Origin of the sequence: Muribaculum gordoncarteri (assembly GCF_004803695.1) — a bacterium.
Taxonomy (GTDB): Bacteria; Bacteroidota; Bacteroidia; order Bacteroidales; family Muribaculaceae; genus Muribaculum; species Muribaculum gordoncarteri.
In genome coordinates, this window is sequence record NZ_CP039393.1 from 2831661 (window position 1) to 2853410 (window position 21750).

Below are 21750 nucleotides of genomic sequence, written 5' to 3' on the forward strand. Positions count from 1 at the left end.
GGTTTATTACGACAAAGATGCTTTTCTGATTCAAATATAACTAATAGGTTTATAAATTCAAACTATTTCATGTCATATTTAGATATTAATTAACCATTGCAAATGCCTCAATGATAATTTTTTAGTTCCCGGCAATTTTTTATCTGTTGTAATCGTGATGCGGAACAACACTCGCAATTGAAAACAATATCACAATATTAACAATAATTAGCATTACCGTTATTGTATTTTACCCATGCGATATTGTATATTTGCAACAGCAATACAATATTATAGTTCTTATATGAAACCAAACATCACATCCCGTGACAAAGACTTCATTGAAGCTTGTCAATCTGTTCTGTCACACTGTTCATGCGATTCGAGGCCATGCATGAGGGCTATAGTGGCATCGGCCATCGCATCTCCGGCGCCGAGTTACTATGTTTCACCCGATTATGCATTCCGAATCATATCAAGCTACCTCAACCATGGTAAATTGCCAAGCAGGAGGCTTGCGCGTGAAATGTGGCTTGAGATAGCCTCTAAAGTGACGCGGCTGAAGCGCGAAAATCCCTCTATGCCATTGATAAAGGCGGTTACCGAGGTAACTGCGCACGAGCATGCATCGCGGTTCTTTATCTCCGACACCTATGCTCTGCGATTGCTTCAGCGTCGCAACCGCAGCAGCCGGCTCGCACTGAAGCCCAACCTGCTCTCTTGGCACGACGGAGGAAATCCGTTCCGTCGCAGTCCGCGCCACATCCGCCACACACGCCAATCTGATTAACATCCTAAAATTTAACATTTTAAAAATCAATCAAACACACACCCATGAAAACAACATCTTCAACAATTACACTACGACTGAGTTACGATGAAATCGCTAAGGAAATTCACGCCGCTTCGGCCTTGCGAAGCTACTTCTCACGAATCGACGAGCAGCTGCCGCCCATGCTGCTGAGCAACCATGACAAGGCTCTCGCCCCCGTAATAGCCGATGCCTGCGCTCTTATCGCACTGCGTCTTGCCGACAATTTGGCCGATGTCACTCTCGACAATGAAGAGTATGCCGAATTTGTGGTTATGCCACGCAACATCTCGGCGGCTACGGCATTGCGCCGCGCACTTGAGCATGCAGTAGCAGCTTACGCGCTTCACCTCTGCTTCGCCGGGGTCGATAACACCCTTGCCGCCGACGGCTATAGAGTGGAATCTGACGCCCATATCGACGGCGTGAAGTCGTCGCTCCTGCGCATCAGCGGCACGCCCCGTGTGACGGGTTGGTGATGACGCCTGCATAAATTATTGTTACAAAGGGTGGTGAGTTGAAAAATTTTACGTAAATTTGCAGAGCTTTATAATAGCATCGGCGCAGGAGCGTCGTTTTTGTTTAACTAATTTATAACGACTTGGACACTGACCCCTTGCCAGCCACATCGCCTTTGGTAGCGATGATAATGGCTGCTGAACAACTTGTTACCGTAGTTCCCCCATCTGCAGGCTGCATAGTCGCACTCGTGTGCGCCGCCATAGCCCTTGTGGTTTCCGGATTTGTTTCAGGTAGCGAAATTGCGTATTTTTCACTCACCCCCTCACAGTGTGAGGAACTTGATGAGTCACCCAAAGGAGCATCTATAAGAAAACTGCTCTCGGCTCCGGAAAGACTTCTTGCTACTATTCTCATAGCCAACAATCTCGTCAATGTGACGATTGTTATTCTGTGTAACTTCGCCATGAACCGCATTTTCATATTTCATAGCGGAGTCCTAAGTTTTGTATTCCAGACCGTAGTACTTACATTCCTGATTTTGCTCTTCGGCGAGATTCTGCCGAAACTTTATGCCAACAACTACACCCTTCAGTGGGCGAAAATGGCCGTAGGCGGAATCGGAGCTATGGTCAAAACGTTCTCGCCGCTCTCGTCGATGCTCGTCAAGAGCTCTACTATCGTAAACCGCGTGGTCACAAAAAAGGCCGAGAACATATCTACCGACGACCTCACCCAAGCTCTTGAAATAACCGATGTAAAAGCGCCCGACGAAAAGGAGATGCTTGAAGGCATTCTCAAGTTCGGCGACACTACAGCTTCCGAAATCATGACACCGCGCGTCGATATGACCGACATCGACATCACTTCCACATTTGAAGAGGTTATGGATGTGGTGCTCTCAAGCGGATTCTCCCGACTTCCCGTCTACGCCGACACCGAGGACAACATTAAAGGCGTGCTCTACAGCCGCGACCTGCTTCCCTATATCGGACGCAAGACCGAGAACTTCGAATGGCAGAAACTTGTGCGTGAAACCTACTTCGTGCCCGAATCGCGCATGATCGACGACCTCCTTGAGGACTTCCGCCGTCGACGCATCCACATGGCTATCGTGGTCGATGAGTACGGAGGCACCCAGGGCCTTGTGACCCTTGAGGATGTACTTGAAGAGATTGTGGGCGACATCAACGACGAGTACGACGAAGAAGAGATTACCTACCGTAAGCTTCCCGACGACACCTACGTGTTTGAGGGCAAGACACTGCTCACCGACTTTTTCCGTATCACCGACCTTGACGAGGAGGATTATGCCGCCGTAACCGAGGATTGCGACACCCTTGCCGGAATGTTGCTTGCCATAAAGGGTGACTTCCCCAAAAGCAAGGAGTCGATTGTCTACGGCCGCTGCCGATTCCTCGTGTTGACAATAGAGCGTCATCGCATAGCAAGCGTAAGAGTCAAGGTAATGCCTGTCGAGGACTATGCTGAAAAGTGATCTACGCCGCAGTCGCGTCATAAGCTATGCGGCAGTACTGCTTGTCACGGCCGTTTCCGTGCTTGGAATGGAGTGTGGCCGCTCCGACAACAGCTCCCCCGCCCCGCGGCGCACGGCCTACCCCCGCATCGAGTGTTACGACACGGTCTACGCCCGCGTCAACTCTTTCCCTTTGAACTTATGGATAAACTTCAACGCTTCGGTCGACGGACAACGCGATGACGACGGCTCGCAATGGCTCGATGTCACCTATCCGCGTTACAACGCCGTCCTGCACCTCACCTATACGCCTGTCAACCGTGGCACAGCAGCCCGGGTGCTCGACAACCGCCGGGAGCGCATGGACATGAACGTTGGCGAACATCATGCCGATGTTACCGCAACAACCTCGCAGTCGGGCGTGACATCCCTTATCGTCAAGGCTCCTGCCGCTGTCGTGACTCCGCTGCAGTGGATGGCTACCGACAGCGTTGCATTTGTGCTCAGCGGTGCCCTGGAGATTAAAGGCAACGACAGGTCGGCGGAAGAAACGGCTCCTATTGTCGAAGCCGTCTACAACGACATCCTGATGGCGGCGCGGAGGCTGTCACGTGATGATTGATACCCTTGAACTTGCCGGATGCAGGGTCTACCTGCTGGAATTTGCCGTGGGCGACAGGTGCAGCGGTCAGCGCGAAGGCGAAAAGCGGGCCGTAAGGGAGATTGTTGAGTCGGTTTTCGGCGACAATGCCGTTTTGTCGCATCGCCCCGACGGTTCACCCGTGGTCGAGGGATGCAATGTGGAAATATCGGTTTCCCACTGTCGCGGAGTCGCGGCGGTTGCTGTCAATACCGATTCGCAGCGCATCGGCATCGACATCGAGGAGTTTCGCGACGCCTTGAAGAAGGTCGCTAAAAAATATCTTTCACCGGCTGAAATGGAGCGATGCACCGCTCCCTGCCAACTGCTTACCGCATGGACCGTCAAGGAGGCCCTTTACAAGGCCGCCGGAGTAAGCGGTGTGAATTTTGCCAACGGTGTGAGGCTTCCGTTGCCTGAAAGCGACACGGGCGAAGTCGACACTCCGTCGGGTGTCAAGCGGTTCAAGGTCATGTCGGTTGACTGGCGAGGTCGACGGCTCAGCATTGCCATTCCCTGCGCTCACTCCTTTATTCCGTAGGCAAGATCGCCGGCATCACCGAGTCCCGGCACAATGTAGCTGTGGGAATTTATTTCGGGGTCTATTGCGCCCACCCACACCGTGGTCTTGTCATCGGGAAATCGTTCGCGTATATAGTCTATCGCAACCTGTGAGGCGATCACCGATGCTATGTGAATCTTTTCGGGCTCACCCTTTGTAAGCAACGCCCGGTAGCTCAGCTCCATCGATGCGCCGGTGGCGAGCATGGGATCGGCAAGTATGAGCGTCTTCCCGTCAAGGCGCGGCGATGCTATGTATTCAATGAACACATCGAAGTTCTCTTTCTCCTTATATTTGCGATAAGCCGACACAAAAGCGTTTTCGGCCTGATCGAGTGTGTTCAGGAAGCCGAGATGAAAAGGCACTCCTGCGCGGAATATCGTGCCGAGCACAACTTTGTCGGCAATTACATTGCAGGTTGCGGTGTCGAGCGGTGTCGTTATTTCGACCTGACGGTAATTGAATGTCTTGCTTATTTCGTAGGCCATAATCTCGCCTATTCTTTCAAGATTGCGGCGGAATCGGAGCATGTCGTGCTGAATGTCGACATTACGCAGCTCCATCATGTATTGACTGATGACCGAATGATTGTCGTCGAAGTTTACTATCTTCATGGTTGTTATTGTTTAGTGACGGTGTTATGTTGTTATGAGAGGCCCTTCTCGGCGATAAGGTCGTAGAACTCCTTGCCGGGAGCCACGTGCATTATATTGAATCCCAATGCGGCCGCAGCATCGACATTGGCCTGCGAATCGTCGAAAAACAGGGTTTCCTCAGGCTGTATGCCCAATTTGCTCACGACACGCTCAAATATTTCGGCATCGGGCTTTATGCACTTCTCCTCAAATGAGGTGACGGTGCCGTCGAAGTAGTCGTGCAGTTGCAGTCCCTCCTGGCGGAACTCCTCGGCGATGCGCGAATTCCACATGATTGAGTTGGTGTTGGAGAGCAGGTATATTCCGAAGCGCTCACGGAGTTTGCGCAGCTCTTGCAGTCGGCGCAAGGGTATTCCCACCAGAAATTGGTTGAATGCGTTGTCGATTGCGGCATCGTCGACATCCTCGGGAATGTGACGGCGCACCTCCTCGCGAAACTCCTCTTCAGTTATTTTACCCTCCTCAAGTTTCAGGAATGGGCCCTTCTGGCCGTAGTCGCCCAGAAAGCGGTCTATGTCGTTCATTCCGAGCCGACGGAAAGCTGCCTCGCAGTTTTGTCGGCGTATGTCCATGATGACACCGCCGAGGTCGAAAAGCAAATTCTTTATCATGTCACAAACTTACTAAATTTTATCATTACGGCATCGCATTAAATGCCCGAAAATGCAGAATCCGGCAACTCAGTTCAGTGAGAGGCCGGATTCCGTAAAAATTTTAATTGGCTTATTATATCGACAAGCGGCGAAGTGTGTTGAGCAGGTCGCGGTTGATGGGCTTGTCATTCTTGATGGCCTTTGAGAACGGAACGTAGACAATCTGGTCGTTGGATATACCGATCATCACGTTGCGCTGATCCTCAAGGAGAGCGTCGATGGCGGCTGAACCGAGGCGCGACGCAAGGATGCGGTCGCTTGCCGTGGGTGAACCACCGCGCTGCAGATGTCCGAGTATCGACACTCTTACATCATAGCCGGGATACTCGTTCTTCACGCGTTCGGCGAGAGCCATTGCACCGCCGGTGACGGGGCTTTCGGCTACGAGCACGATCGATGAGTTTTTGCTCTTGCGGAATCCGTTCTGGATAAGTTCGGCCAACTGGTCGACCTCGGTCGATATTTCGGGGATTATAGCTGCTTCGGCTCCGGCGGCTATGGCACCGTTAAGGGCAAGGAAGCCTGCGTCGCGGCCCATAACTTCGATAAAGAAGAGTCGCTCATGGCTCGTTGCGGTGTCACGTATCTTGTCGACACACTCCATGATGGTGTTGAGGGCTGTGTCGTAGCCTATGGTCTTGTCGGTACCAAACAGGTCGTTGTCAATTGTACCGGGAAGACCGATGATGGGGAAATTGAATTCGGAAGCGAATATGCGCGCTCCTGTAAGCGAGCCGTCGCCGCCTATCACAACAAGAGCGTCGATGCCGTGCTGGCGTATTGTGTCGTAAGCAAGCTGTCGTCCTTCTGCTGTTTCAAACTCTTTACAACGGGCGGTTTTCAGGATTGTGCCGCCCATCTGAATGATATTCGATACGTTTTGGGTCTTGAATTCAACTATCTCGTTGGTTATAAGGCCGCGATAGCCGCGGTAGATGCCTTTTACCTTGAAACCGCTGAATATTGCCGAGCGGGTTACCGCACGAATTGCGGCGTTCATTCCGGGAGCGTCGCCTCCCGAGGTGAGAATACCAATAGTCTTAATTGCTGGCATATATATTATTATTAATAAAATGAACAAGCGTCACGGCGCAAAGATACTTAATAGGAGTGTGATATGCAATAAATGAAATCCTAAATTTTATTTACGGGGCTCTCTGCGTCGGCGTCACCGTTGTTCATGTTGTCGGCCGGCGTTGAGGCCTCGGCGGCCTTGGTTGTTGCTACAGGTTCCACAGCGGTGATGATGCAGCATGTGGCACCGCGCCAGGGGAGCGATCCCCAATAGCGTTTATAGGTGACATTGACCTGACGGCCGGTACCCTTGACATCTACGAGCATTTTTGCCAGTTCGGGATTGTCGACCGAGAAGATGAAGTCACGTGAATAGAGTCGCGTCGAGTCGGTAAGCGCACTCTGCACAATCATCTGTCCCTCCCAGGTCTTGAACACGATTCCCCTGCGCTCCATCGACACTATATAGCCTCGCTCGGTGGCATCGGTAACGTATGGATTGAAGTAGCGTATCCATGTAGCGGCGGCGAGCACAAGCGCGATAATGACCACCGACCACCAGAATATGCGTTTCCACGCGCGGCGACGGCGATGCGGCTTCTCCTCGCGTGCGGGCTGCTGTGGCTCGTTGGCTTCAGTCTTGGCGTTAATGTCGTTGTCGAAGTTGATCGTTGAAGGCTGCGTCGACTGCTTGTTATCATCGTCGTCGGCCATGAAGTAATCGGGCTTGTTGTCGAAGTCCATGTTATAGGGAGCTTTAGTTGATTGATTGTTGTTGCTTTGAGGTGACGCTGCGCTTGTCGAGGGCTATGCCGATGAATGCATATAGTCCGAGCAACACAAGCAGGCATGTCTGTGCGCCCCACACTATCATGGCGAATGCCGCAGCCTGATTCATGCCCACGCCGTAGATGCCGAGCGAGAAAATGACGGCAATGTGCCAGGGGCCGAGTCCGCCGTTGCTGGGGATGCCCATCGATACGCTCGAAAGCACGAATGTCACGAGAGCGGCCACGATGCCGAGATGCTCGGTGAAGGGGAAAGCGAAGAATGCAAGATAGAGCTGCATGAAGTAGCAGCCCCAGATGGCTACGGTGTAGAGGAGCCAGCGGCCCTTGTGAGGCATGCGACCTATGACGGCAAATCCTTCCCAAAGGTCGGCCACTGCCTTGCGCACCTTCAGCACCCATTTGTTGGTGGTGCGGCTTGTGAATAGCCACACAAGCAGGAGCGCGCCCGCTACGACTACGCCCCACACCCACGGCGAACTGATTGTGTTGAGAATGCCCTGATAGGTTTCAGGATATTTTTCGCCGAAAGCGATAAACGCGCTGTTGGCGATGAAGAATGTGCTCACTGTGAGCAGCAGCACGGTCACGGTGTCGGCAAGTCGGTCACACACCATTGAGCCAAACACGGTGGTGAATTGCGAGTCTTGTCTTTTTGCGATGTAGATCGAGCGCCACAGTTCGCCAAGACGCGGAAATATCAGGTTTATGGCGTAGGTGCCGAATATACTCCACACGAGAGGATTCAGCGGAGTCCTTATGTTGAGCGCATTAAGCTGTATGCTCCAGCGCATGGCTCGGAAAATATGGGAAAATATACTGATTACTAACGCTATACCTATCCAGATGTAGTTGCATTTGCTTATCTCCTCCTTCATGGCTTCGATGTCGACCTTTGTGTAAAGGTAGTAACATAACCATGCGCTCAGCACTATAGGCAATCCGTACTTGAACAGGTTGCGAAGCAGGGCCATTGATTTTTTCTTTTCCACGTTGTTGAAAAATGTAGGTTGAAAGACTCACTTTAGTGATGCAAAGATAGCACAATTAAATTACACCGTCACAACATAGCCAAGCCTAATTTGGGCAACGAAATGGATGATTGTTTCTATTTGTTGGCATAAAAGTCGAATAATAGGTAAATATTATGATGATTTTATGAAATATCTTATTTTTGTGGAATCAAAGGATAAAAACTGACATGAAAGAACAATCAATCGAGCTCGACCACATTAAGCATATTGCCAATTTTTCATCAGACTACAGCAGTTTCGGCCGCGATTACGTGTTTTCACGGTTGAAACCGGGCACGCATCCGGCGTTGAACTATGAGAGTCCGTGGCGTTTCAACGGCATGACATTGGTGCTGGCCCTTGAAGGATTTAAGTCGATAGAGGTCAATCTTGAGATGCTGGAGGTAAGTCCGGCATCGATAATATCGATACATCCCGACAGCATCGTGAGAATGGGTGAGATTGACTGGTCACACCTTGAAGCATACGTCCTGTTTATGTCACGCGATTTCATCCGCGACATAAACCTCGACATGAACGTGATTAATGCAAGTGTGCTGATGTCGCATCATAAGCCGGTAATAAAGCTTTCCGATAAGGAAACCGAACTCGTGCGACGCTATCTTGAACTGCTGCACCTGAATGCTTCGGAGGACGAAAAAAGTCTATACGTAAAGAGCATTGCCCGCAATCTTGTGGCCGCACTCGTTTATCAGATTATGGAAGCCGTGTCAAAGCGCAAGAACGAAACCGAGGAGGAACCCGATTCTCACTCGCGTTCTCGCCGTGTGAGTTATGTCCACGATTTTATGACTCTTGTCAACCGACACCACGGGCGGGAGCGTTCGGTGGGATTCTATGCCGACAAGCTTTACATCTCTCCGAAATATCTGTCGCTGATAATCAAGGAATCGACCGGTCGCAGCGCAGCCGAATGGATCGACGAGTATGTGATACTTGAAGCCAAAAATCTGCTCCGGTTCTCAGGCAAAAACATCCAGCAGATAGCCTACGAGCTCAACTTTACCAACCAGTCATCGTTTGGTAAATACTTCAAGCACCTCACCGGCATGTCGCCTTCGGAATTCCAACGCTCCTGATTAGTGGCGGCGGCGATGGCGGTTGCGGCGGCGCGACCTGTGGGCGATGAGCTTTTCAAGCGTGCTTTTGCCCGGTTGGCCGGCGGCAGGGACATTGACTGCGGCAGGCGCAGGCTCGGCCACCGGAGCGGGCTGTCGGCCGCTTGGCACCGTTGCCGGGGCAGGAGATGCCGATTCCGGTTGCTTAACCACCATCACAGGGTCAGACTGCACTGCGGGCTTAGGTTGCATTGCGGGGCTGGGCTGCGCCGAAATGTTGCGGACTATCGAGGGCCTTTGCTCGGCCTCCTGGCGGCGGGATTGTGATGCGGCCTTGCGATCGCGGGCGAGGCGGCGAAGCTCACGGGCACGATAGCGGCGGCGTATCGTGGGCATGATGAGCATGAAGATGGCGCGGGGCACGCCCTCCGAAACTTCAATTACCGTCAGGTCGCGCTGATAGGCCTCGATTGCGGCGCATATCTCGTCGCGGTAATGCTTGGGAAGGCGGTCGACTGCATCCTTCCACTCCTGATCAAACTTTAATCCCCGGCCTCGGCGGCTCTGTACTTTCGATGTATTTTCCATAGTTACTTTTTTCCTGCAAATATAGTACGCCGAAACCCCCGATTTCACCCCATAATGTCGCGAAGCGCTATTCCATGGCGGTGAGCTTCACGACGCGACTTGTGTTGCGGCTTGAAGTGAAGGCGTCAAGGCCGACCTTCATCAGGTAGTCGCCCGACAGCACCTCTCCGTTGCGGGCAAGTGTCGAACGCCTTCCGGGCATAAGGTTTATCTCCTCCACCTTATAACGCTTGTCGGGGTCGAGGCCCTGCAGCTTGACCGGCAAAAGCTTCTCCTGAAAGCGGGGATTGATGTCAAACGCGTAGAGAATCGCAAGATTCTTGTCCTTGGAAACATAGTCGACAGCGGCGTGATTGCTTTCGTAGGGCGACACGAGCCGGTACAAATCGCCATCCATCACAGCCGGTTGCAGGGCTTTCCAGTTGGCCACCGCCTGGCGACAATAGGCGAGTTCGTCGGGAGTCATCTCCTTAAGACCTATGTCGAAGCCGAGCTTGCACATAGACGCAACATCGGTTCGGAATTTCATCGAAGTATTCCTGTTCCAGCTCGTGACATGGGCCGCCATGGCCTTGGATGGGAAGAACTGTGAAAATCCCCACTGGATATAGATTCGCTCCACAGGATCAGTATTGTCGCTGCACCAAAATTCAGTGAAATATTTGAGAGCCTCGTAATCGCAACGGGCACCGCCGCCCGAGCAAAGCATCATGGGCACATCGGGATATTTTGCCTTTATGCGTTTCAGTACATTGTACACTCCCCTCACATGATCGATATAGAGCTGTCCCTGCTTATCCTTGCAGTAGGGAGAGTATATGTTGGTTATTGGGCTGTTGCAATCCCACTTGAAGTAGGCCACCTCGGGATTCTCGGTGAGAATGTCGTCGACCACTCCGTAGACATGATCCTGCACCTTGGGATTGCTCATGTCGAGCACAAGCTGATTGCGATAGTAGTAGGTGTCGCGGTTAGGCTGCATTATCACCCAGTCGCGATGTTTCTCAAACAGTTCGCTCTTGGGATTGACCATCTCCGGCTCAATCCATATACCAAACTTGACACCCGCATTACGGGCCGAGTCGACCAATGCGGCTATACCGCCGGGCAACTTGTCGTGAGTCACCTCCCAGTCACCGAGGCCGGCACGGTCGTCCTTTCGCGGATACTTGTTGCCAAACCAGCCGTCGTCGAGCAGAAACATGTCGACACCGAGATCCTTGGCCTCCTTCATCAATTGTGCGAGCACATCCTGATTGAAATTGAAACCGGTGTTCTCCCAGTTGTTCAACAGCGTCAACCGGGAGCCCATGCCATCCTTAAGGCTGTAGTTGCGGGCCCAGTCGTGCAGATTGCGACTGCCCTGCGCCGCACCGTCGTAACTTACGGTAAAGATGAACTCGGGAGTGGTGAATATCTCGCCGGCTTTCAGCTCATAGGTCGAGGCATAGGGATTTATGCCCGGAATTACGCGCAGATTACCCACATTGTCAACCTCAAAGATGAATCGGAAGTTGCCGGTCCAGCCAAGCGTACCCATGATCACCTCGCCCGAATGTTCCTTCACCGGCCCGTCGATGCCTATTTCAAAGAACGGATGAGTGTGCATGGCCGCACGGCTTCCAAGCTTGGTGTCGATGACCTTCTTGCCAAACTGAAGCTGCTGACTGCTCATCTGCGCCTCCTTGGCCCAATCGCTGCTAAACTCGGTGAGAAAATAGCTCCCGGCACTCTTATACAGCATTGTCGACGCATAGGCCGAAAGGGTCACGGGCTTGCTCTCGGAATGCGATATCTCGCTCCAGGTCTTTATAACATTCTCCTTGGGATAGGCTACATAGTTCAATGTCACATTCACGGGATACTTGTCGTCTTTCAGATTAATAACCGTCATAGTGCCTCCCTCGACGGCCTTAGACTCGGAATCGACATAGTAGAGATAGGTTGTGGGATTGCCATCGGCATGAGTCACGGCAAGAGCGGGCTCAAAGAACTCCTCATTGCCCGAAGCCGAGTACACTTCCCAGCCTCGCCTCGACACCGAACCGTCGCTGGCGGCGTGACGATACCAGTCAAAACGCGTCAAATCCTCATCATGACGCAAGCGAGGGCCAAGATAGCTTTGATACAAGCGGCCGTTGTCGCCCACTTGAAGAATCAGATCGGTATTGTCGGTACCTATTCTTATTACCTTTTTCTCGGCACATTCAGCCTCGACAGGCAACATAAACAAAATTACGGCAATGATTGAGATTAATGCTTTCATGATAATGCAGTCAGAGTTTTTGCAAATTTAATCAAAACCTGACAAAATCCACACCTATAAAAGAGCGTTACGGTAGGGGTATAAAAAAAATTATTTGTCTCACGACAAATAATCTCCTTAACCTTAAATCTAATACCATGAAAAACACATTGCAAAGGTAATGCTTTTTATGTTATAAAACATAGTTTCCGGAATAAAAATCGCTATTTTTCACACTTTTTAACAGTATAAATAGAATCCAATTGCCGCATAAGAGAGCAATAATACGCATAAAAGGATGATGCTCAACTCCTTACGCTGAGCATAGCATTTATAGGCATAATATCCCGACAATATCGCATAAATCGGGAATATCACGGTCATAAGCCATTTTGTACTATCCTCGTCGGCCGGATCAAGCGATGTCATGACAAACGGCCATGAAAAAAGCGGCAACATCATCACTATTATGACGATTATGAACCACAACGGCGGACGATTGTAATTGTCGGTACTCATTTCTTTAATTTTTTATTAGCTTCCTTCTCCTCGGCCTGCTCCTTACGGTAGGCCTCAACTGTGGCCTTTATGCCCCGCTCCAGGTCAAATTGCGGATTGAAACCGAAATCGGCCACTGCATCCGACACATCGACATTCCAGTTGCGCTGCTTCATAATCTTATACTTGTCGGAGTTGAGCGTCGACGGCTTCATCTTTGCCACGCCGTACTTCTCGGCGACTATCGAGGCAATCTTGACGGCCCACAGCGGCAATCTCACGGGAATCACCCACTTCTTGTCGAGCTCACGCGCCACGATGCGACGGAACTGGCTCTGCGTATAGGCTTTAGGCTCGCTTATAAGGTAAGATTTTCCGGTCTTGCCACGTTGCAGCGCGTCAAACACCGCCGCAGCCAGGTCGCTTACATAAATAAATGTAAGCATCTGCTTGCGATAGCCCACTCCGAAATCCCAATGACGGTCGATGCTCTTTATCATCATCAGATAGTCGCGCTCGTGAGGGCCGTAAACGCCTGTGGGCCTGAATATAATCCACGGAAAGTCGGGAGTCATGGCCAAGAACGTTTCGCTCTTCACCTTCGACAGGCCGTAACGTGTATTGGGATTGGGAATGTTGCGCGAGGTGTAAGGCGCATAGCCCTTCTCGTCGCCGGGGCCGAGAGCGCTGAGGCTGCTCATATAAAGGAACCGCTCGGGAACCTTGTCAATGGCCTTGAGAGTTTCAACCACGCTTTTAAGATACATATAGTTGATGCGGTTGAAGTCGAAGTAGTTGGTCACCTTGGTCGCACCGAGATTGTAAACAATCCAATCCCACTTCTCGCCGACGGGAAGTGCGTCGGAGAGAGCCTGTTGCATCTGAACCGGATCATCATAGTCAAGAACGACAAAGTGCAACCTCGGGTCGTCGAGAAACCTGCGCGAAGTCGATTCACGCACTGCCACCCATGTTTCATAACCGCGCCTCAAGCTCTCGGCGGCAATAAAACCGCCGATAAAACCTCCGGCACCAATAATCAATACTCGTTTCATAATTGCAAAGATACGAATAAAAAGATACAAATAAGTTGAGAGCAATGCCAAATATTCTTATGATTGGAGCATTGCCGAACATGAGTATCTAAGGCGATAAGTTGAGAGCAAAAGTAAAATTATCAGAAAAACAACATTACATAACAGTCATAAGCAAACAAAATCGACACGACGATGTTATGAATATAGAACAATCAGCAAATAACCATATTAATATCAACATAAAAACATTTTGTTCTATGAGCTTTTTAACAAATGAAAAACTGACCATTGTCGGAGCTGCCGGAATGATCGGTTCCAACATGGCACAAACAGCGGCAATGATGCGACTCACTCCCAACATCTGCCTATACGATCCCTTTGAACCGGCTCTTAAAGGTGTAGCCGAGGAGCTTTACCACTGCGGTTTTGAAGGAATGAACATAACCTACACATCAGACATCAAAGAGGCACTCACCGGAGCATCCTACATCGTATCATCGGGCGGCGCCGCCCGTAAGGCCGGAATGACCCGCGAGGACCTTCTGAAGGGCAACGCCGAAATCGCAGCACAGTTTGGAAAGGATGTGCGCGCTTATTGTCCCGATGTAAAACACATCGTAGTCATATTCAACCCCGCCGACATAACCGGACTTATCACTCTGTTATACTCGGGACTCAAACCCTCGCAAGTAACCACTCTCGCAGCACTCGACAGCACCCGACTACGCAGCGAATTGTCGAAGTACTTCAAGATTCCCGCCGACGACATAGTAAACGCCCGCACCTACGGCGGTCACGGCGAACAGATGGCAGTGTTTGCCTCCACGACAACCGTCAACGGCAAGCCTCTAACTGAAATCATAGGCACCGAAGCCCTGCCCGAAAAGGAGTGGGAGGAGATGAAGGTGCGTGTGATACAGGGAGGAAAGAACATCATCGATCTTAGAGGAAGGTCGTCGTTCCAAAGCCCGGCCTACCTGTCGATAGAGATGATTGCCGCCGCGATGGGCGGAAAGCCTTTCCGCTGGCCTGCAGGAACCTATGTAAACGACGCCAAGTATCATCATATAATGATGGCCATGGAAACGACCATCAGCAAGGACGGCGTCAAGTGCAAGGAGATTACCGGAACACGCGAAGAGCAGGATGAGATGGAAAAGAGCTACCAGCACTTGTGCAAGCTCCGTGACGAAATAATCGAAATGGGCATTATTCCTCCCATCAAGGACTGGCATAAACTCAACAAATACGTTGACGAATCCACCGACAAATAAAATAATTACATAAGATGCTTCATAACGAGGAGGCCTGCGCATCACCATGATTGCGAAGGCCTCCTTTATTTCTTATATCCTGAGAGTGTAGAGTCGCGAGCAGTCGAAGCGCGGAAGCGCGACAAGCTGTATGTCGGCACCTATGTCGTCGGGTGAATCCATGCCGCCGCCCACCTTAAGGCCGATATTCTCCAACGCCGTGCGCGACTCGTTGAGCGCAATCTCGGGAGTGTTGTTGTCGTGACTAAGGTGACACAGGAATACATAGGACAATCTATCGGCATAAATCGAGGCGAGATACTCGGCCGTCATGCGGTTGTCGAGATGTCCGTTGACGTTCATTATGCGCGCCTTCAGATACTCGGGGTAGGGCCCGAATCGAAGCATATTGAGGTCGTAGTTGCTTTCAATCATCAGGTAATCGGCCCGGCGCATGTAGTAGTCGGCGCGTTCCGATATGCAGCCGAGGTCGGTAGCAAATGCAAACGCCCGGTTGTCGTGCTCGACATAGAATCCGGCATTGTCGCTGCCGTCGTGCATCACCTCGAAGGCAGTAAACGTGAAGTTGTCGACAGTAAACGGAATCTCCTTGTAAATATTGACCTGATAGTCCATTATGCGTCGCGACACGCTGTGACGGCGCAATATGCCCGAAAGAGTGCGCGGCGTGCAGTAGAGCCTTATGTGACGATATTTGCGCACGATCGAGTAAGCGTAACGCATGTGGTCGCTGTGATCGTGGGTTATGCATATACCCTTCACGTGGTTCATGTCGAGGCCATACTCATTAAGTCCGCGCTCGATGCGCTTGCAATCGACCCCTGCATCGATCAGGAATCCAGAACGCGCATCGCCTATGTAGGCGCAGTTGCCGCTGCTTCCGCTGCCGAATGACATGAACACAATCTTGTTGGGCACAGGCTTGACCACTACCGGGCCGAGCGGGTCGCCGTCGACCTTTACTTCAGCCTGGCCACCGGTCAGTCCTGCAAGCCTGGCATGTCGTTCTATATCGGGATGCACCGGCATCGACGACTCAAAGTCGTCAAAAAGGCCCGGCATATCATGTGATGAAAAATTGATGCGTTTCGCCATAGTTATTTGTAGAGCAAGAAAATGGTTGGAATCTTATCATAGTTATATGTGGCCCGGGCCCACTTGGACAGCGGCTGAGTGATTATGCTCTGCCGGGAGCAAGTGATGTCGGATGCGACACAAAGCAACAGCGATTGCGGCAGCGTGCGTGACAGCTCGGCAATCAGCTTGTTGTTGCGGTAGGGAGTTTCGATGAAAATCTGAGTCTGATTCTCCCTCATGATACGACGCTCCATTTCATGCATTTTGGCGGTACGCGCCGACTGGTCGATGGGCAGATAACCGTTGAACGTAAAGCTCTGACCGTTAAAACCGGAACCCATCAACGATAGCAATATGCTCGAAGGCCCCACAAGCGGAACCACACGATAGCCACGACGCTGTGCGATAGCCACAACATCGGCACCCGGATCGGCGACGGCAGGACATCCGGCTTCGGAAATCACGCCAATGTCGTGCCCCTCCTCGGCAGGGCCAAGCAGAGCGGGAATCTGCTCGGGAGCCGTGTGCTGATTCAGCTCGCTGAAATGGAGCGAATCAATGTCAATGGAACGGTCGCATGCCTTCAGGAATCTTCGCGCCGAGCGCACATTCTCGACAATAAAGTAGCTTACGCGGTGAATCACCTCCAGATTGTAGGAGGGAAGCACACGGTCAACGGGCGAATCGCCAAGCGTAACGGGAATAAGATAGATTGTCGGAATGTCCCGGTCCATAATACAAATTGATTTACAGTCTGCAAATTTACCTATTAAACTCCATTCCACACACTTAATAATTGCAAAAAAGCGATTATGTCGTAAATTATTACAAATCAGTAGCCATTGTCACCACAAAAAAGAGCGACGACATCGATGATGCCGTCGCTTCGATATTAGAATTCCAATTTTTACCTTTTCAAAGAGCTTATTTTATTCACCCTTCACTTCACCTCCGAGCCATGTAGAGTAGATGAGCTTGAAGTCGGCCTTTCCGGTCACCTCGTAGCGTACAGTGTCGTTGACATTGCCGCTCTTTCCATCATAAGCCGATGAACCGTAATAGGTCACGTAATCAATCTCGTAAACAATAGGCTGGGTGTAGCCGTCGATCAAGTTGGCCTCGGGATAGAGAGCCTTCAAGGTAGCCGGCATGGTGACATAGAGGAAGTTTTCGCGCATCTTGGGAATAACCACACTCTGGGTCATGTCGGGCCACATGCTTGAAGCATACTTCTCAACCTGCGATATGTCATGGTTGACATTGCAGTAGAAAGCCGAACATCCCGAGAAGAATTCCGAATTGCCACGGTCGATATAGCCTTCGCCCTCGTTAGCCTTAACCCAGTCTACAGTAGTCTGATAGAAGGTGAGTCCGGGTTCTGACTGGCGGACATTGGGAATCGATATGGTGACATTGGGATTGAACATCCAAGAGCCCTTGGTCTTTACATACTGCTCGGTAACAACATCCACGTTGGTGTTCATTACCCATTCGCTGCCGTTGTAGGTAAGCTCCTTGCAACGCACTGTAGTGCTCTTGTCGGAGCCGTAGTACTTATAGGCAACATACTTAACATCGTCGGCCAATGCATAGGGGAACTTGTTTTTCAGGAATACGGGAAGCAGTGTTTCAGGCAGGGTTCCGGAGAGGTTGCCATACTTCTGACCCATTGCAGTGTAATCGTCGTTGGTAAGCGTAACGACATTTGAAGCCAAGCTCCAAGCCGAGCCGTTGTAGGTGTACAATGAGTTGGCGGGAACTGACTCAACAGGAGTCGGAGCAGGAACATAGGGATTGTCCTCGGCCATTGGAGCGGTTGCCGTACCGTTAACCGAAGTGATGATGAAGTTAAGATAGGTGGGCTCACCGGTATTGCGGTCGAGATTCACCGACATCATGTAGCCGGTTATTACAGCATCCTCACCCTTCTTGAAGAGAGCCTTGGTGGCTTCGGTGGGCTGATAAGCGCTGCACTTTGTTTCGGCACCTTCGACTACAAAGTTGGTGTAGTTGCCGGTAGAGATGACATTGGCAGTGAACTTGACATATATGCCCATCTTGCCTTTGCCGTCCTTGTTGGCGGCTACAAACTCATCGCGATAGGTGTTCATTGCAGCGCCGTCAAGCTCGATAGGAGCGGGATAGTCGTAGATTTCGCTACCCACTACATTTTCGCTGTTTATCGACATCTGCAGGCCGCCGTTATACTTCGAGCCGGTACCGTTCAATGCGATCATCTGACCGATTTTATAATTGTCGGCCACGAAGTCGCGTCCAACATACACGAGCAAGCTTCCAGAATCGTCGCTCAATATATAACCCTGAGCGCATATAGCGGTAACAAAGCCCTGAACATTGTAGGTTTCACCAATCTTGACATCCTTGATGGGAGTGATGACACCATTCTCAAAGTCAGGTTCAACTTCGGCTTCATTATAAGAAATCAATACGTAGTCGCCTGAAACAGCCTCGGGGAAACGCTGCGACAGCAGTCGAGGCAGATAGCTTGAAGCGGGACGCTCGGGAGTGAAAGCCTTGGCATAGGCTGAAGTGCTACCCCACACCTCCTTATATTCGTCGTCGGACACGGTAGCCATCTCGGCGGCATCAACCTGAGTGATAAGCTCGGGCACAGCCTGAGCCTGCTTGTAGGTAAGATTTATAGCCGAACCGTCGTTAAGAGCGAAGTAAGGGAAGAGGATTGAATCCATGTAGGCGGGAAGGTAATCCTTTGCGGGGATTTCATCGGTAAAGTAACCGTTGCTGCCTACTGCCGACAGCTGCTTGCTCAAGCCCTTAGACTTAGCCAACGCAACATTCGCAGGATTAGCTGCTACATTCTTATAATCGTCGGCAGTGAGCGTATAGTCCAAAGTTTCCACGTTAGAGCTTACGGGAGGCACTTCAAAGCCGTCGAGATAATCCTCATTCCAGGAGTTTTCCGAACAACCAGCGAGTGCGACTACGGCTGCGCCGATAATCATGCTCTTGAATATATTGTTATATTTCATTGTCGTTTCGCAATTTTATATTAGAAATTAATTCTCATACGAACGGTGTAGGTGCGGCCGAATGAATAGAATACGCTATAAGCTTCCTGCCATGTTCCGTTGGACGAGGTAGGAGTCTGGGCATCCATGATGTAGTTATAGTTGAACAAGTTGTAGACATTGCCGTAGAGAGTGGCATTGACATTTCCAATCTTGAAACGATAACTTGCATTGAGGTCAAGCTGCTGTCCCCAGGGAATTTGCCAAAGGTCGTTGACATTGATAGCCTTTGTTCCGAGCGAAGAGGGCGAAATGTAGAAGTCGCTGTAGTTGCGGGCATTCATCACCCAGTCACCGCCGATGCGGAATCCCTTGAAGGGAAGGAAAGTCAATGAAAGCGAACCGGTGGTCTGAGCCGAACCGCCCACCTTCACGCCCTTCTGGTTAAGGGTCGACTTCAAGTGGTTTTCAGCACCGATACCGTCGGCAAGAGCACCATCGGTAAGATTCTGGATAGGCTGTCCAAGCTGATTGTAGAAGTAACCGTTGGCATTGCTGTCCCAAATCCAGTCACCCCATGAAATCATACCTTCGACATTCAACCATCTTACAGGAATCCAGTTGAAGTTCATCTCTATACCCATGTGACGAGCGTCGACACCGGTCATGTTCATATAGAATGTACCATCGGCGCGAGAGAACTCACCACGACGCGACAATCCGCTGCGGTCCATCCACTTGGTCCAATAAGCATTTACGCTGATAGCAAATGTGCGGGAGTTGTAACCGTAACCGATTTCATAGGACATTACCTTTTCGTTTACGGCATCCTTGTTGATGGCGTTGGAGTTGGTCGAGTTAAGGAATGCACCTCCCGAGAAGAAGGGGGCACGGCTTATGTAACCGAGATTGAAGAATACGTTGTTGAAATCGTCAATGTTATAGTTGGCACCACCCTTTATGGTTCCACCGATGAAGTTGACAGTTTCCGACTTTTCGTTAGCCTTGTCGTAGTAGAACTTGTCGCGACGCCAGTAGCTTGTGTTGTTAAGGGCACCCGACAATACGAAATTGAACTTACCGTCAAGGATTGTGTATTCGCCCTGGCCGTAGATACCCTCCTGTACAGTGTAACCGAGATAGTTGCGGTAAACGATGTCGCCTATGCCGAGTTTCTCGTATTTCCAGTTGGGATTGGCGGCAGCCGAGTTCAAAAGCGGGTCAACATCCTTACGTGTGCTGTAGTCGATGAAGTATTCACCGCCATATAGGTCGTTAATCTTGTTCTTGTGATCGCCGACATAGTAACGGAGGTCGATACCGCCGGTCAAATTCAATTTGTTGCGACCGAGTTCAAGCTCTTTCTTGTAGCTCGATACGAGTCCAAACCACTTGTGCGAGTTGATTGACTCCGACATTACAAGCTTTGAACCGTTGGTACTTGCTGCGTTAAGATCCTGAATAGCACCGTAGTTAAATGTACCGTCGGGGCGACGGAACTTCATGTTGAGCTCACCGTACTGGGCACCGCGCCAATCGGAGTAGGTGTATCCGTCGAGGCCCGAACCCTGACCGCTGTAACCGCCTCCGTTGGCAAGAGAAACGTAAACAGCCGATGAGAGTGAAGAAGTTTCATCGATTTTCCAGATGTGGTTCAATGAAATCTGAGGCTTGTGATAGTAGTTATAGCTCGAGTTGCGCATCTGTCCGTTATTGTCGTAACCGAATGTGGGGTTGTAACGGTACATGCTTTCGCTACCCATATAGCGCTTTGCATAGGTCTGATAGCCGTCAATTGTAAGACCGCCATAGTTGGAGTCACGCTTGTAGTGAGTCTGAGGAGCACCGAAAGCGGTCAATGCCAACTGATGGTTTTCATTTATGCGCTTCGACACGTTCACGAAGTAGTTGTAGCTGTTGAAGGGAGTGCCCTGGATGTATCCGTCGCCCCACTTGCGCGAAGCAAGCACGGTTATAGCCCATCCGTTCTTCATAAGACCGGTCGACACCTTCACACCGAAGTTGTTCATTCCGTCATTACCCATTCCATACCAAACGCTACCGCCCTTCTCGACATCGATAGTGCGGGTGGTGATGTTGATTGTACCGCCCACCGAGGGAGTCGACACGATAGTGGCACCAAGACCGCGCTGAGTCTGAATATTGGCAGCGACATCACCGAGTCCGGCCCAGTTGGACCAATAAACACCTCCCCACTCCATGTCGTTGATGGGAATACCGTTGACCATCACAGCGACATTGGGGCTCTTGAAACCACGCATATTGGTCTTAGCGTCACCGAAACCGCCACCGTCACGCGTTGTCCACACACCGGGTGTAGTCTTCAGCACTTCGGGGAGTTCCTGATTACCGAGCTTGACATCGATAGTCTGTGCTCCAAGAGTCGACACTGCCACAGGAGTAAGACGTGTGCGGGCAGCCGACTGGGTTATCACGACATCCTTAAGCATCTGGGCCTCAACCTCCATGGGTATTGTACCCATGTCGGGCTTTGCGACAACCTCAACGGGCTTGTATCCGATGTAAGTGATATTGAGTTTCTTGCCTTGGGGCACAAGCAAGGTAAAATGTCCGTCGACATCGGTAGCAGTGGCCGTGGAAGTTCCCGGAAGGGTCACTGTAGCACCGATGATAGGTTCGCCCTGCTCATCGACTACTACGCCACTACATTTGATATCATCCGGCGCGGCTATCGCCGCTGCACACATGAGCCAGATAGCACTGGCCAAGAGAAGGAGTCTCTTCATAATAATAATGACTTGGTTTGATTGTTAATTAAACTGTAACTATTTTAACACACAAAGTTGCAAATTGTAACCGGCTACTACGCTGACAAACTTCTATGTTATTGAACTGCAAACGATTCAGTAGGCTTGGGTGCTTAAATAA

General features: G+C 50.8%; 20 protein-coding genes. 7 read left to right on the top strand and 13 right to left on the bottom strand.

Annotation, left to right across the window (positions count from 1 at the left end):
* The first annotated feature begins 283 nt into the window (after positions 1 to 283).
* From E7746_RS12390 to E7746_RS12410, 5 genes are all read left to right on the top strand, one after another.
* Positions 284 to 769 (top strand): hypothetical protein, encoded by a 486-nt coding sequence (locus E7746_RS12390; protein WP_136411005.1) that lies wholly within the window; start codon positions 284 to 286, stop codon positions 767 to 769.
* A gap of 44 nt (positions 770 to 813) precedes the next feature.
* Positions 814 to 1269, top strand: coding sequence for a hypothetical protein (locus E7746_RS12395; protein WP_136411006.1), 456 nt, complete (start codon positions 814 to 816; stop codon positions 1267 to 1269).
* Positions 1270 to 1439: 170 nt separating this feature from the next.
* Complete coding sequence (gene gldE, locus E7746_RS12400) at positions 1440 to 2747, top strand: gliding motility-associated protein GldE (protein WP_238337191.1); 1308 nt, start codon at positions 1440 to 1442, stop codon at positions 2745 to 2747.
* Positions 2734 to 3348, top strand: a complete 615-nt coding sequence (locus E7746_RS12405) for a hypothetical protein (RefSeq protein WP_135946882.1) — start codon at positions 2734 to 2736, stop codon at positions 3346 to 3348. Before gldE ends, E7746_RS12405 begins: the two co-directional genes overlap by 14 nt.
* Positions 3341 to 3907 carry a 4'-phosphopantetheinyl transferase family protein gene (locus E7746_RS12410; protein ID WP_123394746.1) on the top strand — a complete coding sequence of 189 codons (567 nt, stop codon included), beginning with the start codon at positions 3341 to 3343 and terminating at the stop codon, positions 3905 to 3907. The genes E7746_RS12405 and E7746_RS12410 overlap by 8 nt, the downstream gene beginning before the upstream one ends.
* Here E7746_RS12410 and upp read toward each other — a convergent pair.
* The 5 genes from upp to E7746_RS12435 all read right to left on the bottom strand — a co-directional run bounded on the left by upp (position 3889) and on the right by E7746_RS12435 (position 8031).
* A complete protein-coding gene (gene upp, locus E7746_RS12415) occupies positions 3889 to 4542 on the bottom strand; it encodes a uracil phosphoribosyltransferase (protein WP_123394747.1) in 654 nt (217 codons plus the stop codon). The two genes, E7746_RS12410 and upp, sit on opposite strands and share 19 nt — an antisense overlap.
* A 32-nt stretch (positions 4543 to 4574) precedes the next feature.
* Positions 4575 to 5195, bottom strand: coding sequence for an HAD family hydrolase (locus tag E7746_RS12420; protein WP_123394748.1), 621 nt, complete (start codon positions 5193 to 5195; stop codon positions 4575 to 4577).
* Positions 5196 to 5310: 115 nt separating this feature from the next.
* Positions 5311 to 6291 carry a 6-phosphofructokinase gene (pfkA, locus tag E7746_RS12425; RefSeq protein ID WP_123394749.1) on the bottom strand — a complete coding sequence of 327 codons (981 nt, stop codon included), beginning with the start codon at positions 6289 to 6291 and terminating at the stop codon, positions 5311 to 5313.
* 80 nt (positions 6292 to 6371) lie between these two features.
* On the bottom strand, positions 6372 to 6995 hold the full coding sequence (locus E7746_RS12430) for a hypothetical protein (protein ID WP_123394750.1): 624 nt from the start codon (positions 6993 to 6995) through the stop codon (positions 6372 to 6374).
* Between the two features lie 13 nt (positions 6996 to 7008).
* On the bottom strand, positions 7009 to 8031 hold the full coding sequence (locus tag E7746_RS12435; protein WP_136411007.1) for a lysylphosphatidylglycerol synthase transmembrane domain-containing protein: 1023 nt from the start codon (positions 8029 to 8031) through the stop codon (positions 7009 to 7011).
* 209 nt (positions 8032 to 8240) lie between these two features.
* On the opposite strand from E7746_RS12435, the gene E7746_RS12440 reads away from it, so the two are divergent.
* Positions 8241 to 9152, top strand: coding sequence for a helix-turn-helix domain-containing protein (locus E7746_RS12440; protein WP_135946884.1), 912 nt, complete (start codon positions 8241 to 8243; stop codon positions 9150 to 9152).
* Here E7746_RS12440 and E7746_RS12445 read toward each other — a convergent pair whose 3' ends face one another.
* The 4 genes from E7746_RS12445 to E7746_RS12460 all read right to left on the bottom strand — a co-directional run bounded on the left by E7746_RS12445 (position 9153) and on the right by E7746_RS12460 (position 13517).
* Complete coding sequence (locus E7746_RS12445; RefSeq protein WP_123394753.1) at positions 9153 to 9719, bottom strand: DUF6291 domain-containing protein; 567 nt, start codon at positions 9717 to 9719, stop codon at positions 9153 to 9155.
* A 67-nt stretch (positions 9720 to 9786) separates the two neighbouring features.
* Positions 9787 to 11985, bottom strand: coding sequence for an alpha-galactosidase (locus tag E7746_RS12450; protein ID WP_136411008.1), 2199 nt, complete (start codon positions 11983 to 11985; stop codon positions 9787 to 9789).
* A gap of 219 nt (positions 11986 to 12204) precedes the next feature.
* The gene (locus tag E7746_RS12455) at positions 12205 to 12483 is read right to left on the bottom strand and encodes a hypothetical protein (RefSeq protein WP_136411009.1); all 279 of its coding nucleotides are present in this window, start codon (positions 12481 to 12483) and stop codon (positions 12205 to 12207) included.
* Positions 12480 to 13517, bottom strand: coding sequence for an NAD-dependent epimerase/dehydratase family protein (locus tag E7746_RS12460; RefSeq protein ID WP_238337198.1), 1038 nt, complete (start codon positions 13515 to 13517; stop codon positions 12480 to 12482). Before E7746_RS12460 ends, E7746_RS12455 begins: the two co-directional genes overlap by 4 nt.
* 239 nt (positions 13518 to 13756) lie before the next feature.
* On the opposite strand from E7746_RS12460, the gene E7746_RS12465 reads away from it, so the two are divergent.
* Positions 13757 to 14773 carry a malate dehydrogenase gene (locus E7746_RS12465; protein ID WP_123394912.1) on the top strand — a complete coding sequence of 339 codons (1017 nt, stop codon included), beginning with the start codon at positions 13757 to 13759 and terminating at the stop codon, positions 14771 to 14773.
* A gap of 72 nt (positions 14774 to 14845) precedes the next feature.
* On the opposite strand, the gene E7746_RS12470 is transcribed toward E7746_RS12465, so the two are convergent.
* The 4 genes from E7746_RS12470 to E7746_RS12485 all read right to left on the bottom strand — a co-directional run bounded on the left by E7746_RS12470 (position 14846) and on the right by E7746_RS12485 (position 21608).
* On the bottom strand, positions 14846 to 15868 hold the full coding sequence (locus E7746_RS12470; protein ID WP_136411010.1) for an MBL fold metallo-hydrolase: 1023 nt from the start codon (positions 15866 to 15868) through the stop codon (positions 14846 to 14848).
* Between the two features lie 2 nt (positions 15869 to 15870).
* Entirely contained in the window at positions 15871 to 16584 is a 714-nt protein-coding gene (locus E7746_RS12475) for an SAM-dependent methyltransferase (protein WP_123394910.1), read from the bottom strand.
* A gap of 195 nt (positions 16585 to 16779) precedes the next feature.
* Positions 16780 to 18861: a hypothetical protein gene (locus E7746_RS12480; protein ID WP_136411011.1), complete on the bottom strand. Its 2082-nt coding sequence runs from the start codon at positions 18859 to 18861 to the stop codon at positions 16780 to 16782.
* Between the two features lie 20 nt (positions 18862 to 18881).
* Positions 18882 to 21608 (bottom strand): TonB-dependent receptor, encoded by a 2727-nt coding sequence (locus E7746_RS12485; RefSeq protein ID WP_136411012.1) that lies wholly within the window; start codon positions 21606 to 21608, stop codon positions 18882 to 18884.
* Positions 21609 to 21750: the final 142 nt, after the last annotated feature.